At 67.4% G+C, this 12583-nt stretch carries 13 protein-coding genes; 6 read left to right on the top strand and 7 right to left on the bottom strand.

Translation table 11 applies throughout. The features are described 5' to 3' along the window. Window positions 1–141: 141 nt before the first annotated feature. Window positions 142–705: a hypothetical protein gene (locus tag ABH900_RS16875; RefSeq protein ID WP_429624287.1), complete on the bottom strand. Its 564-nt coding sequence runs from the start codon at window positions 703–705 to the stop codon at window positions 142–144. 188 nt (window positions 706–893) lie between these two features. Between ABH900_RS16875 and cysS the strand changes: the two genes are divergently transcribed. Genes cysS through ABH900_RS16860 form a run of 3 tightly spaced genes read left to right on the top strand, consistent with a single transcriptional unit; the run spans window position 894 to window position 4021 of the window. Then, window positions 894–2270: a cysteine--tRNA ligase gene (gene cysS, locus ABH900_RS16870; RefSeq protein WP_429624286.1), complete on the top strand. Its 1377-nt coding sequence runs from the start codon at window positions 894–896 to the stop codon at window positions 2268–2270. A 54-nt stretch (window positions 2271–2324) separates the two neighbouring features. Next, complete coding sequence (locus ABH900_RS16865; protein WP_049458275.1) at window positions 2325–2777, top strand: SufE family protein; 453 nt, start codon at window positions 2325–2327, stop codon at window positions 2775–2777. Continuing rightward, on the top strand, window positions 2774–4021 hold the full coding sequence (locus ABH900_RS16860) for an MFS transporter (protein WP_429624285.1): 1248 nt from the start codon (window positions 2774–2776) through the stop codon (window positions 4019–4021). Before ABH900_RS16865 ends, ABH900_RS16860 begins: the two co-directional genes overlap by 4 nt. A 248-nt stretch (window positions 4022–4269) precedes the next feature. Here the strand turns inward: ABH900_RS16860 and dksA are convergent, their stop codons facing one another. Continuing rightward, window positions 4270–5499 carry an RNA polymerase-binding protein DksA gene (dksA, locus tag ABH900_RS16855; RefSeq protein WP_429624284.1) on the bottom strand — a complete coding sequence of 410 codons (1230 nt, stop codon included), beginning with the start codon at window positions 5497–5499 and terminating at the stop codon, window positions 4270–4272. A 271-nt stretch (window positions 5500–5770) separates the two neighbouring features. Between dksA and yidD the strand changes: the two genes are divergently transcribed. The 3 genes from yidD to ABH900_RS16840 are packed head-to-tail and all read left to right on the top strand — an operon-like array spanning window position 5771 to window position 8221. After that, complete coding sequence (gene yidD, locus ABH900_RS16850; protein ID WP_005417723.1) at window positions 5771–6025, top strand: membrane protein insertion efficiency factor YidD; 255 nt, start codon at window positions 5771–5773, stop codon at window positions 6023–6025. A gap of 1 nt (window position 6026) precedes the next feature. Further along, on the top strand, window positions 6027–7373 hold the full coding sequence (locus ABH900_RS16845) for a dihydroorotase (protein ID WP_429624283.1): 1347 nt from the start codon (window positions 6027–6029) through the stop codon (window positions 7371–7373). Next, entirely contained in the window at window positions 7373–8221 is an 849-nt protein-coding gene (locus tag ABH900_RS16840; protein WP_429624282.1) for a M23 family metallopeptidase, read from the top strand. The genes ABH900_RS16845 and ABH900_RS16840 overlap by 1 nt, the downstream gene beginning before the upstream one ends. 72 nt (window positions 8222–8293) lie before the next feature. Here the strand turns inward: ABH900_RS16840 and ABH900_RS16835 are convergent, their stop codons facing one another. The 5 genes from ABH900_RS16835 to efp form a co-directional block, all read right to left on the bottom strand. Further along, window positions 8294–8998: a squalene/phytoene synthase family protein gene (locus ABH900_RS16835; RefSeq protein ID WP_429624281.1), complete on the bottom strand. Its 705-nt coding sequence runs from the start codon at window positions 8996–8998 to the stop codon at window positions 8294–8296. A gap of 11 nt (window positions 8999–9009) precedes the next feature. Beyond that, on the bottom strand, window positions 9010–9705 hold the full coding sequence (locus ABH900_RS16830) for a phosphoglycolate phosphatase (RefSeq protein WP_429624279.1): 696 nt from the start codon (window positions 9703–9705) through the stop codon (window positions 9010–9012). Beyond that, on the bottom strand, window positions 9702–10418 hold the full coding sequence (ubiG, locus tag ABH900_RS16825) for a bifunctional 2-polyprenyl-6-hydroxyphenol methylase/3-demethylubiquinol 3-O-methyltransferase UbiG (RefSeq protein WP_429624278.1): 717 nt from the start codon (window positions 10416–10418) through the stop codon (window positions 9702–9704). Before ubiG ends, ABH900_RS16830 begins: the two co-directional genes overlap by 4 nt. Before the next feature lie 25 nt (window positions 10419–10443). Further along, window positions 10444–11787, bottom strand: coding sequence for a TRZ/ATZ family hydrolase (locus tag ABH900_RS16820; RefSeq protein ID WP_429624277.1), 1344 nt, complete (start codon window positions 11785–11787; stop codon window positions 10444–10446). Window positions 11788–11949: 162 nt separating this feature from the next. Continuing rightward, window positions 11950–12516 (bottom strand): elongation factor P, encoded by a 567-nt coding sequence (gene efp / locus ABH900_RS16815; protein ID WP_107230998.1) that lies wholly within the window; start codon window positions 12514–12516, stop codon window positions 11950–11952. Between the last annotated feature and the right edge of the window lie 67 nt (window positions 12517–12583).

The raw sequence follows: 12583 nt of genomic DNA, 5'->3' as shown, positions 1-12583 counted from the left end.
TGGGGTTCCGGTCGACGGGCACGCGACGTCATGCCAGTGGCCTGGCGGGCGGCGCTGCTGTCGTGCTGGAAGTCGGTGAGCTTCATGGCCAACCATCTTTGCATGCGGCCGGGGCCGGCGCAAGGGGCCGGGGGCGCAGAATCAGGGATTGCTGGCGGTGCCCTGCTCGGGGCCGACCCAGGGGGTGATCGAGACCCGGATCTTCAGCCGGTTGCCGGGGTCTTCCGGCAGCCGCGAGCGGTACTTGGTGCCCTTGTAGACGTAATCCACGTCATAGGCGATGGGCCGGCGGAATTCACGCCCGACCGGCACGATGCGACAGTCGCGGGTCAGCATCGGGCCACTGCTGGCCGGCGCCGGCGCCGGCGTCTCGGCGGCGGTCTCCTCGGAGACCTCTTCATCACTGCGCTTGAACATCGAGCGCACCGAGTCCCAGAAGCGGCCGATCCGGCCCTTGTCCTCGACCGGCTCTTCCCCGGTGACATTGACCGGGGCCAGGGTGCGGGTCGAGATCGGCTCGCAGTGCTCCTCGGTGCGTGTCGCGCGCAGGGTCTGGAACACCGGCTCGACGTTCAGCACCTGGGCGTAGTCGAACTTCACGTTCTCCACGATCACCACCCGGTTGCGCGGCTCGGCCTCCTGCGCCAGGACCACGGCGGGCAGTGCCGACAGGCAAGCCAGGGTCAGCAGCGCGGTGGATTTCATTGGCGACGGGAGCAAGGACACGGCAATAGTGTAGGCAGTGGCGAGCGCAAGGGGCTGAACATTACCCGTCCGCGCCGCTCCTGCCCACCCCACCCTGGCAGGGCGTGGCGTCCACCGGTGGCAACCAGCGCCCCCAAAGGGGGCCGACACGTTCTAAAATCACAGGCTTGTCCCCCAGCCACAGCCCCATGACCCTGCGCCTGCACAACAACCTGACTCGCCAGCTCGAACCGTTCACTCCGCTCGACCCGGCCTGTCCGACCCTGTATGTGTGCGGCCCGACGGTCTACAACTACGTGCACATCGGCAATGCCCGTGGCCCGGTGGTGTTCGGGGTGCTGGCCGACCTGCTGCGGCGCCGCTTCGGTGCACTGCGCTACGCCCGCAACATCACCGACGTGGACGACAAGATCAACACCGCCGCGCGCGAGCAGGGGGTGCCGATAAGCACCATCACCGACCGCTTCGCCGCTGCCTACCGTGAAGACATGGCCGCGCTGGGCGTGGTGCCGCCGGACATCGAGCCGGAAGTGACCGCGCACATGCCACAGATCATCACCATGATCGAGCAGCTGATCGCCAACGGCCACGCCTATGCCGCCGAAGGCCACGTGCTGTTTGCGGTCGCCAGCTTCGACGGCTACGGCAAGCTCTCGCGCCGCGATCCGGAAGAGATGCTGGCCGGCGCCCGCGTCGACGTCGCCCCGTACAAGCGTGACCCCGGCGATTTCGTGCTGTGGAAGCCATCCACCGCCGACCTGCCCGGCTGGGAGTCGCCGTGGAGCCTTGGCCGCCCGGGCTGGCACATCGAATGCTCGGCGATGGCCGCCGCCCATCTGGGCGAGACCATCGACATCCACGCCGGCGGCGTCGACCTGCAGTTCCCGCACCACGAGAACGAGATCGCGCAGAGCGAATGCGCCCACGGCGGCAAGATCTTCGCCCGGTTCTGGCTGCACAACGGCATGCTCAACTTCGGCGGCGCCAAGATGAGCAAGTCGTTGGGCAACATCGAACGCGTGCACGACCTGGTGCGCCAGCATCCGCCGGAAGCCCTGCGCCTGGCGCTGCTGTCGGCCCACTACCGGCAGCCGCTGGACTGGTCCGATGGCCTCATCGAACAGTCGGTGCGCACCCTGGACCGCCTGTACGGCACTCTGCGCGAACTGGCGTCGATCGAAGCCACCGCGGTGATTCCGGCCAGCGTCGAGGCCACCCTGGACGACGACCTGAACACTCCGCAGGCGCTGGCCGAGGTGGCCCGCATCGCGGCCGATGCACGGCGTGCCACCGATCCGGCCGAACAGGCGCGCCTGAAGAGCGAACTGCTTGGCGCTGGCCTGGCGCTGGGCCTGCTGCAGGCCGATCCCGCACAGTGGTTCGGCACCGCCGCCAGCGATGACGGCGACGATGCCCGCATCCAGGGCCTGATCGACGAACGTGCCGCCGCCAAGAAGGCACGCGACTTCGCCCGTTCCGACGCCATCCGCGACCAGCTGGCCGCTGAAGGCATCGTGCTGGAAGACACCCCGCAGGGCGTCCGCTGGTCGCGCAAGCGCAGCTGATCCGCCCTGCCCCGTGGCCGGTACGCCGGCCACGCCCCCACCGTAGAGACTGTTGTGACCGACTCCCCGTTCCCGCTTGAACCCACCGCCGCCGAGGCCCAGACCGCCATCGCCGAGGAATTCGGCTTCTTCGGCGACTGGTCCGAGCGCTACCAGTACCTGATCGACCTCGGCCGCAAGCTGCCGGCCTTCCCGGAAGAATGGAAGACCGAAGAGCATCGCCTGCTCGGCTGCCAGTCGATGGTCTGGATCGTGCCGGAAGGCAATGCGCAGTCGCTGCGTTTCCACGCCATCAGTGATTCGGCCATCGTCTCCGGTCTGATCTTCCTGGCCCTGCGCGTGTACTCCGGGCGTTCGGCACAGGAGATCCTGGATACCGAACCGAGCTACATCCAGGACATCGGCCTGGCCCGCCACCTTTCGCCCACCCGCAGCAACGGCGTGGCAGCGATGCTGGCCTTCATCCGCGAGACCGCGCAGGCCCAGCTGCAGCGCGACCCTTCGTGAGCGAACCTGCCACAGCCGAAGATACCGCGCTGGGCCTGCTGTCCCGGCCTGGTTTCGCCAGGCTGCTGGCCTACCGCATCTTCGCGATGCTGTCCTACCAGGTGGTCGCGGTCACCGTCGGCTGGCATATCTATGAAGTCACCCGCAATCCATTCTCGCTGGGCCTGATCGGCCTGGCCGAGGTGCTGCCGTTCTTCTGCGTGGCCCCGTTCGCCGGCTACCTGGTGGACCACCTGCCGCGCCGCCGGCTGGGCATGGTCGCCTGTTCCGGCCTGGTCGCCACCGCGCTGGTGCTGACCAGCGTGGCCAAGGGCTGGCTGCCGATTGACGGCGTGTGGCCGATCTATGCGGCCATCGCGCTGACCGGCATGGTCCGCGCCTTCCTGTCGCCGATCTACAACGCCCTGTTCGCCCGTGTGCTGGCCCGTGATCAGTTCGCCCGTGGAGCCGGACTTGGCGCCGTGGTGTTCCAGGCCGGCATGATCGCCGGCCCGGCATTGGGTGGCGTGATGGTCGGCTTTGGTGGCAAGAGCCTGTCCTATGCGGTGGCCACCGCCTTCGCGCTGGTGGCGATGGGCTGTTTGGCCACGCTGAAGGTGGAAGAGCCGGTGCATACCGGTCCGGCCGCCCCGATCTTCAAGAGCATCGCCGAAGGCGCACGCTTCGTGGTCGGCAACCGGATCATGGTCGGCGCGATGGCGCTGGACATGTTCTCGGTGCTGCTGGGTGGTGTGGTGGCGATGCTGCCGGCGTTCCTGCACGAGATCCTGCACCATGGCCCGGAAGGCCTGGGCATCCTGCGCGCGATGCCGGCGCTGGGCTCGGTATGCGTGGGCCTGTGGCTGGCCCGCCACCCGCTGCACCGCAATGCCGGCCGCGTACTGCTGTTCGCGGTGGCCGGTTTCGGCCTGTGCGTGATCAGCTTCGGACTGTCGCAGCACTTCTGGCTGTCGGCGCTGATCCTGCTGTTCTACGGGGCATTCGACGGCGTGTCAGTGGTGATCCGCTCGACCATCCTGCAGCTGGCCACGCCGGAAGAAATGCGCGGACGGGTGTCGTCGATCAACGGTATCTTCATCAGTTCGTCGAACGAACTGGGCGCGTTCTATGCCGGCACGATGGCGAAGCTGCTCGGCCTGGTACCCGCAGTGGTGCTGGGCGGGTTCGCGGTGCTGAGCGTGGCCGGGATCACCGCATGGAAGAACCCGACGCTGCGGAAATTGAATCTTCGCGACCTGCAGTGATCCTGCAGCGAGCGGGTTCGGCGGTGCCGGGCATTTGACTGGCCCCGTCACTCTCTCTCGATGAATGGGCTTGTCACTTTCTTTGCGCGCGCAAAGAAAGTAACCAAAGAAACGCGCCGCCATCCGCGAGCCGGACCCGAGTCAACGGCCACAGCCGGCCGTGCCAACCACGGCCTCGTGCCAGCGACCACCCAATAAAAAACCCGGCCGAAGCCGGGTTTTTCGTATGACCAGACAACGATCAGGAATCAGTCGCCCTGCTGCTTCTGCAGGTGCTCCCAACGCTCCTGGGCGTCGATGGTGCGCTCGGCGGTCAGGCGCGCTTCCAGGCGCTCCAGGCCGATTTCTTCACCCGTGTCCACGCAGTAGCCATAGTCACCGGCTTCCAGGCGCTTGAGCGTGCTGTCGATCTTGCCGATCAGCTTGCGGTAGCGGTCGCGGGTACGCAGTTCCAGCGAGTTCTCGGTTTCGCGGGTCGCGCGCTCGGCTTCGTCGCCGATGTCACGCACTTCCTCACGCAGGTTCTCGATGGTCTGCTTGGACTCTTCCACCAGGTCCGCACGCCAGTTCTGCAGGCGCTGGCGGAAATACTCCTGCTGCAGCGAGCTCATGTATTCCTCTTCCGAGGACGGCTTGTAGCCGGCCGGCAGGATCGGGCGGCCGGTGGCTTCGTCGGTCTTGTATTCGACCACCTTGTACTTGCTGCGCGGGGCCGGTGCCGCCGAACGGGCGGCGACAGCGACGGCGACCTTGCCGACAGGGCGCGACACGGTCTTCGGGGCGGAATCGGATTTCACGGCGGTTTTGGCAGGCGATTTCGAAACGGGCACGGGATTCTTGGATTGCGGGGCCTTCGATGCAGCAGGAGCGGCGGCCGGCGCCGGCTTGGTGGCCGGTTGGGCTGCTGCCACTGCCACGGTCTTGGCCGGGACAGGCTTGGCCGGAGCCGGCTTGGCAGCTGGCTTCGGTGCGGACTTCACTACGGGAGCCGGCGCCGGCCTGGTGGCCGGCGCGGCGACATTCTTGGTGACTTTCTTTACAGCGGCAGGCTTGGCGGCTGGTTTGGCCGCGGCAACCTTCTTCGCCACCGGCTTGGCAACCGGCGGGGCTGCAACCTTCTTCACCACCGCCTTCGGCGCCGGCTTGGCTGCGGCCTTCTTTGCCACCGGCTTGGTGGCGGCCTTCTTCACCGGCGCGGCCTTGCTGACGGCCTTCTTCACCACCGGCGCCTTCTTGCTGGCAGCGGCCGGCTTGGCCTTGGCGGGCGCGGCGGCCTTCTTCGCCACCGGCTTGGTTGCCTTGGCCGGCGTTTTCGTTGCGGTGGCCTTCCTGGCCGCCGGTTGCGAGGACGCCGCCTTGGTCGCCGGCTTGCTGGCCGGTTTCCTGGCAACGGGCTTTGCCGCCAACTTCTTCACAACAGGCTTGGCGGTTTTCTTGGCGGCCGTTGCGGCCTTCTTTGCAGTTTTTTTAGCAGCCACGAAACGCTCTTCCTTGGATTCCCCGGGGCCCGGGAAAGCGGGCCTTTATAGCCTACCCGACCCGCAGCAGCAACCTTGGCGGCCTGCTCCATTCAGTCCTGGAGTCAGGGCACCCAAGCGGCAGTCCGACGAACACGGACCGCCTTGCGCGGTACGGAACCTGGCCAGCACCCGAGGGTGCTGGTACCGGTCGCAGGCCATCGGCGACATGCGACCAACGGCCCATCCTGCACAAATGCGGCCTTCATGCCAACTGGCATAAGATGACTGGGTGATCTCGCGCCTGCTCATCGCCCTGCTGCGCTTCTACAAGCGCTTCATCAGCCCCCTGCTGGGGCCGCGCTGCCGTTTCGTGCCGAGCTGTTCTGAATACGCGATGGATGCCATCTCCCGGCACGGCCCGCTGCGCGGCAGCTGGCTGGCGGCGCGCCGGCTGGGCCGCTGCCATCCGTTCCACCCCGGCGGCTTCGATCCAGTGCCCGAATCCACCCACGCCCCCTCTTGCCGTTGCACAGGAAAACACTGACATGTCCTCCACCCTCATCACCAACGCCCGGATGGTCAACGAAGGCCGCACCTTCGATGGCGACCTGCGCATCGAGAACGGCCGTATCGCGCAGATCGGCAGCGGGCTGGCGCCGCGCGACGGCGAGCAGGTGGTGGACGCTGCCGGACGCTGGCTGCTGCCCGGCATGATCGACGACCAGGTGCACTTCCGCGAACCGGGCCTGACCCACAAGGGTGACATCGCCAGCGAATCGGCGGCGGCCGTGGCCGGTGGCCTGACCAGCTTCATGGACATGCCCAACACCAATCCGCCGACGCTGGATTCGACCATCCTCGAAGCCAAGTACGAACTCGCACGCGGCCGCGCCTGGGCCAACTACGGCTTCTACCACGGCGCCAGCAACGACAACCTGGAAGCGATCCGCGCGCTGGACCCGAAGAAGGCGCCGGGCGTGAAGGTGTTCATGGGTGCGTCCACCGGCAACATGCTGGTGGACAACCCTGAAACGCTGGACGCGATCTTCCGCGAATGCCCGACCCCGATCATCACGCACTGCGAAGACACGCCGATGATCGATGCCAACCTGAAAGCCTTCCAGGAGAAATACGGCGACGCGCTGACCCCGGACATGCACCCGGACATCCGTTCGCGCGAAGCCTGCATCAAGTCGACCCGCCTGGCGATGTCGTTGGCACGCAAGCACGGCACCCGACTGCACGTGCTGCATATCTCCACCGCCGATGAGCTGGCGCTGTTCGAGAAGGGCCCGCTGATCCGCGCCGACGGCAGCCGCAAGCAGATCACCGCTGAAACCTGCGTGCACTTCCTGCACTTTGCCCGCCCGGATTACGCGACCAAGGGCAACCTGATCAAGTGCAACCCGGCGATCAAGGAGGTGTCTGACCGCGAGGCGATCACCGCTGCGCTGGCCGACGACGTGCTGGACGTGCTGGCCACCGACCATGCGCCGCACACCTGGGAAGAGAAGCAGAAGCCCTACGCGCAGGCGCCGTCGGGCCTGCCGCTGGTGCAGTACGCGCTGGTGGCCGCGCTGGAGCGCGTGCACGAGGGCAAGCTGACCCGCGAGCAGGTGGTGCAGAAGTTCGCGCATGCGCCGGCACAGCTGTTCGACGTCGAGGAGCGCGGCTTCCTGCGCGAAGGCTACTTCGCCGACCTGGTGCTGGTGGAAGACGTGCCGTTCACCGTCAAGCGCGAGGACGTGCTGTCCAAGTGTGGCTGGTCGCCGTTCGAAGGCACCACCTTCCGTTCGCGCGTGGCCTCGACCTGGGTCAACGGCCAGTTGGTATGGGACGGCAGCAGCCTGGTAGGCGAACCGGCCGGCCAGCGCATGACCTACGACCGCTGATGCGCGCGGCTCTCCTGACCGGGGCGCTGCTGCTGGCGGCCCCCTTGTTTTCGGCATTTCCGGTGCAGGCGCAGGATGGTATCGGCAGCCTGATCGACAGCCGCGTGGTGTTCCCGGCCAGCGCGTCGCAGGGCGCGCTGGTGATCGGCAAGGTTCCCGCCGGCAGCCGCGTGCAGTACGCCGGCCGCCAGCTGCGGGTGAGTGGCTACGGCAGCGTGGTGTTCGGCATCGGTCGCGATGAAAAAGGCCCGCTGCGCGTGCAGGTGCAACGTCCCGACGGCGGCAGCGAAACCGTGGCCATCGCGGTGACGCCGCGTGACTGGCCGACCGAACGGGTCAATGGCGTGCCGCCGAAGACGGTCAATCCGCCGCCGGCGATCGCCGAACGGATCAAGCGCGAACAGGCGCAGGTCACCGCCGCGCGCGCCCGCGATGACGACCGTACCGACTTCACCCAGACCTTCATCTGGCCGGTGCAGGGCCGCATCAGCGGGCGCTTCGGCAATGCGCGCGTGTACAACGGCCAGCCCGGTGCCGGTCATTCCGGCATGGACATCGCGGTGCCCACTGGCACGCCGGTGAAAGCACCGGCCGCCGGTATCGTCACCTTTGCCGGCCCGGATCTATACCTGACCGGCGGCACCCTGCTGCTCGATCATGGGTTCGGCGTCAGCTCCAACTTCCTGCACCTGTCGCGCATCGACGTGAAGGTCGGTGACCGCGTCGAGCAGGGCCAGGTCATCGCTGCCGTCGGTGCCACCGGCCGCGCCACTGGCCCGCACCTGCACTGGGGCATGAACTGGTTCGACACCCGCATCGACCCGCTGCTGGTGCTGGAGCGGAAATGACGGTGGGTGCCGACCTTGGTCGGCACAATCCCGCAGAGCGTGCGGACCAAGGTCCGCACCCACCAGAATCGATCAACCGCGCGCGGCCCACCACACGCGCAGCAGCGTGCGCATCGGCGTCGCTTCAATCGGCTTGCCTGCGGCCTGCGCGGCCAGGCGCGCGCGCGCCAGGCTGGACCAGACACGGCGCGGGCGCGGACCGGGCACGCGGCTGCCCCATCCCTTCACCAGATACTGCGCCCAGCGTTGCGCGGCATTGCTGGCGTCCTCATCCAGCAGGCTGCGCGGCACACCGGCCACGCCGGCATCCTGCAGACGCTGCGCCAGGGTCTGCAGCTGCACGGCACGCCCGGCGCCGGTACGCGGCCTGTCGTTGAACAGTGCCGCCTCCACCGCGGCGACCGCCTCGGCATAGTTGGCCAGAGCGCGTTCGGCACTGACCGCATCCAGCGCGACCGTGCGCGCTTCGACCAGATCCGGCAGCGCCTCGGCCAGCTGTGCCCAGGGCGCATTCACCGGCTCCAGCAGGCGGCCCAGCGGGTGGCGCGAACGATGCGCCGCCCAGCTGCGCAGCTCCTCGCCCCACCACGCCAGCTTGGCGTCGGCCGGCAGCGGGTCGCCACTGGTGTTGAGCATGTCATCGAATTCCTGCAGCAGCGCGAACCACGCCACCGCGAGTTCGCGTTGCGATTCGGCCACGAATGGCGCGGCCACCGACCATTCCGGCCAACGGCTGCGCCACTTGTCGAGGAAACTGTCCAGCGCGGTACTGCTCACTACGGGATTCCTTACGGCTGGGCCGGGGCTGCCGGCCGGGTCGGCCAGAGACTGGCCAGTTGCAGGAGTTCGGCATTCTCGACCAGCACATCGGCCTGCCAGGCCAGCGGGTCGTCGCTGTGCAGGCGATAGCCCCACAGCGCCGCGACCGACGGCATCGCGGCGGCGCGCGCGGCGACGATGTCACGCTCGTCGTCGCCGACGTACACGCAGTCTTCGGCCGCGATGCCGATCACCTGCGCGGCATGCAGCAGCGGCAGCGGGTGCGGTTTGCGCTCGGCCAGGCTGTCACCGCCCACCAGCACCGCGCAGCGCTGCTGCCAGCCGTACTGCGGCACGATCAGCCGTGCCAGGTACTCGGGTTTGTTGGTGACGATGCCCCACACTGTGCCGGCGGCATCCAGCGCATCCAGCATGCCTGCAACGCCATCGAACAACACCGCGTGCTGGCCGATCAACGCTTCGTAGCGCCGCAGGAATTCGGGAACCAGCGCGTCGCGCGCGGCCGTGTCCAGTTCAGGGAACGCCGCCGAGACCATGGCGCGCGAGCCCTTCGACACCACCGGGCGCAGCTGTGCCGGGTCGATCGGCGCGCGCCCGCGCTCGGCCAGCATCGCATCGCAGGTGGCGACGAAGTCCGGGGCACTGTCCAGCAGTGTGCCGTCCAGGTCGAACAGCACGGCACGCGGGAATGCTGCGTGGTTCATGCCGGCTTGACCGCGTAGGCCAGGTAGTTGATGTCGGTGCGGCTGCTCAGGCGGGCGCGGTTGCGCCACGGCTCGTAGGCCATGCCACTCACATCCACCAGCTGCACGTCAGCCTCGCGCAGCCATCGCGCAAGCTCGGCCGGCTTGATGAATTCCTGGTAGTGGTGGGTGCCCTTGGGCAACAACCGTGCCACGTACTCGGCACCGACGATCGCCACCGCGAAGGCAGCGGCCGTGCGGTTGATGGTCGACAGGAACAGGTGGCCGCCCGGCTTCAGCAGGCGCTTGCAAGCCTCGATGATCGCGCCCGGGTCGGGCACATGCTCGAGCATCTCCATGCAGGTGACCACATCGAAACTACCCGGCTGCTCGGCGGCCAGATCTTCGGCGGCCTGCACCCGGTAGTCGACCTTGGCACCGCTTTCCAGCGCGTGCAGGCGTGCGACCTTGACCAGTTCCGGAGCCAGGTCGATGGCAGTGACGTCGGCGCCAGCCTGGGCCAGCGCTTCGCTCAGCAGGCCACCACCGCAGCCGATGTCGAGCACGCGTGCACCGCGCAGCGGCACGCGCTCGGCCACGTACTGCAGGCGTACCGGATTCAGCGCATGCAGCGGCTTCTGCGGGCCGTCCGCGTCCCACCAGCGGTTGGCCAGTGCGGCGAACTTGTCCAGCTCGGCCTGATCGAAATTGGAGGAAGCGTGGGGGGCAGTCATGAGGGGGTCCTTGCAGCGCTGGGGTTCAGGCGCGGATATGGCGGATGCGCTCGCGCCACTGGCGCGCGTTGGCAATGATGCCTGGCAGGTCCATGCCGACCAGCTCGCGCTGCACCAGCTTCGGCTTGCCGGCGATCCAGACGTCGCTGACCTGCTGGCGGCCGGTGGCGTACACCAGCTGCGACAGCACGTTGTGCAGCGGCTGGGTTTCCAGCGCGGACAGGTCGACGCAGACCAGGTCGGCCTGCTTGCCGACTTCGATCGAACCGATGCGATCACCGAAGCCCAGCGCGCGGGCGCCGCCCAGTGTGGACGCGCGCAGCGTGGTCGCCGCGTCCAGCGCGGTGGCATCGTCGGCCACCGCCTTGGCCAGGATCGCCGCGGTGCGGTTCTCGCTGAACATGTCCAGGTCGTTGTTGCTGGCGCAGCCGTCGGTGCCAATGGCCAGGTTCACGCCGGCGCGCTGCAGGGCGCAGGCCGGGCAGAAACCGGAGGCCAGCTTCAGGTTCGATTCCGGGCAATGCACCACGCTGACGCCACGCTCGGCGCACAGGTGGATTTCCGCGTCGGTCAGCTGGGTCATGTGCACCGCGATCAGGCGGTCATTGACCAGCCCGAGACGATCCAGCCGTGCCAGCGGGCGCTGGCCATACAGCTTGATCGAATCGGTGATTTCCTGCGCGGTTTCATGCGTATGCAGGTGTACCTGCATGTCGAGCTGGTCGGACAGCATGCGCACCCGCTCGAAGTTGGCATCGTTGACCGTGTACGGCGCATGCGGCGCGAACGCGGTACCGATCAATGGGTCGGTGCGCCACTGGTCGTGCAGTTCACCGGCCTTGGCGAAGTACTCGTCGTCGGTCCTGGCCCAGGCGGTGGGGAAATCGATGATGACCGCGCCGACCAGCGCGCGGAAGCCGTGCTTCTTGTAGACCGCGGCCTGCACGTCGCCAAAGAAGTAATTCTCGTTGGCGCAGGTGGTGCCTCCGCGCAGCATCTCGGCGATGGCCAGGGTGGTGCCATCGGCGACGAACTCGGGCCCGATCACGGCCGCTTCCACCGGCCAGATGTGCTGCTGCAGCCAGGTCATCAACGGCAGATCGTCGGCGACGCCACGCAGCAGAGTCATCGGGTTGTGCGTATGCGCGTTGACCAGGCCGGGCATCAGCGCCGCATCCGGCCGGCTGACCACCTGGGTCGCGCGGAAACGCGCGCGGGCCTCGGCTCGCGGCAGGATGGCCACGATCTCGCTGCCACGCACGGCCACCGCATGGTCTTCCAGCACCACCGCATGCGGCTCGATCGGAACGACATAACCGGCTTCGATGAGCAGGTCGCAGGCTTCGGGGAGGTGCGGGCTATCGCTCATGCGGGCTCACTGGCTGGGGGGCGGTGGGCCTGCGATCCACCGGGGTGGATCGTGGCCATGTAGCGCCGAGCCATGCTCGGCTGCTGTGCGTTCCGGCGCCAGATGGGCCGGAACGTAAAGCCGAGCATGGCTCGGCTTTACAGGTAATCCGGCTGCGCCGGATTACTTCACGCGTGCGGAGTACTCACCCGAACGGGTGTCGACCTTGACGATTTCATCCTGGTTGACGAACAGCGGCACGCGGACGACGGCGCCGGTTTCCAGGGTGGCCGGCTTGCCGCCACCACCCGAGGTATCGCCACGGACGCCCGGGTCGGTCTCGGTGATCTTCAGCTCGACGAAGTTCGGCGGCTGCACGAAGATCGGCGAACCGTTGAACAGGGTGACGATGCAGGACTCTTCGCCCTTCAGCCACTTCTCGGCGCCGCCCATGCCGGCCTTGTCGGCCTGCACCTGCTCGAAGGTTTCCGGGTCCATGAAATGCCAGTACTCGCCATCGCTGTACATGTAGTTCATGTTGGTATCGACCACATCGGCCACTTCCACGTCGTCGGTGGCCTTCATGGTCATTTCCACGGTGCGGCCCGACTTGATGAAGCGATAGCGCACGCGGGTGAAGGCCTGGCCCTTGCCCGGCTTGATGAACTCGGTCTCGGAGATGACGGCCGGTTCATTGTTGACCAGGATCTTCATCCCGTTCTTGACATCGTTCATGCCCGCAGTGGCCATGCTCAAGCTCCTCAATTGGCGAATCCGCCGCGCGTGCGGCGAGCCGGATAGAATGGAAAGCCCACCG

This window comes from Stenotrophomonas sp. AN71 (genome assembly GCF_050435725.1).
Lineage (GTDB): Bacteria > Pseudomonadota > Gammaproteobacteria > Xanthomonadales > Xanthomonadaceae > Stenotrophomonas.
The sequence above is the reverse complement of the archived record's forward strand: the minus strand, read 5'-3'. Positions and strand labels throughout refer to the sequence as shown.

What these genes read in the sequence shown, in the direction of transcription:
- ABH900_RS16840 (WP_429624282.1), top strand. Translation starts at nt 7,373, where the DNA reads ATGCGCGCGGCTCTCCTGACCGGGGCGCTGCTGCTGGCGGCCCCCTTG.
- ABH900_RS16845 (WP_429624283.1), top strand. Translation starts at nt 6,027, where the DNA reads ATGTCCTCCACCCTCATCACCAACGCCCGGATGGTCAACGAAGGCCGC.
- cysS (WP_429624286.1), top strand. Translation starts at nt 894, where the DNA reads ATGACCCTGCGCCTGCACAACAACCTGACTCGCCAGCTCGAACCGTTC.
- efp (WP_107230998.1), bottom strand. Translation starts at nt 12,516, where the DNA reads ATGGCCACTGCGGGCATGAACGATGTCAAGAACGGGATGAAGATCCTG.
- ABH900_RS16875 (WP_429624287.1), bottom strand. Translation starts at nt 705, where the DNA reads ATGAAATCCACCGCGCTGCTGACCCTGGCTTGCCTGTCGGCACTGCCC.
- ABH900_RS16830 (WP_429624279.1), bottom strand. Translation starts at nt 9,705, where the DNA reads ATGAACCACGCAGCATTCCCGCGTGCCGTGCTGTTCGACCTGGACGGC.
- ABH900_RS16820 (WP_429624277.1), bottom strand. Translation starts at nt 11,787, where the DNA reads ATGAGCGATAGCCCGCACCTCCCCGAAGCCTGCGACCTGCTCATCGAA.
- ubiG (WP_429624278.1), bottom strand. Translation starts at nt 10,418, where the DNA reads ATGACTGCCCCCCACGCTTCCTCCAATTTCGATCAGGCCGAGCTGGAC.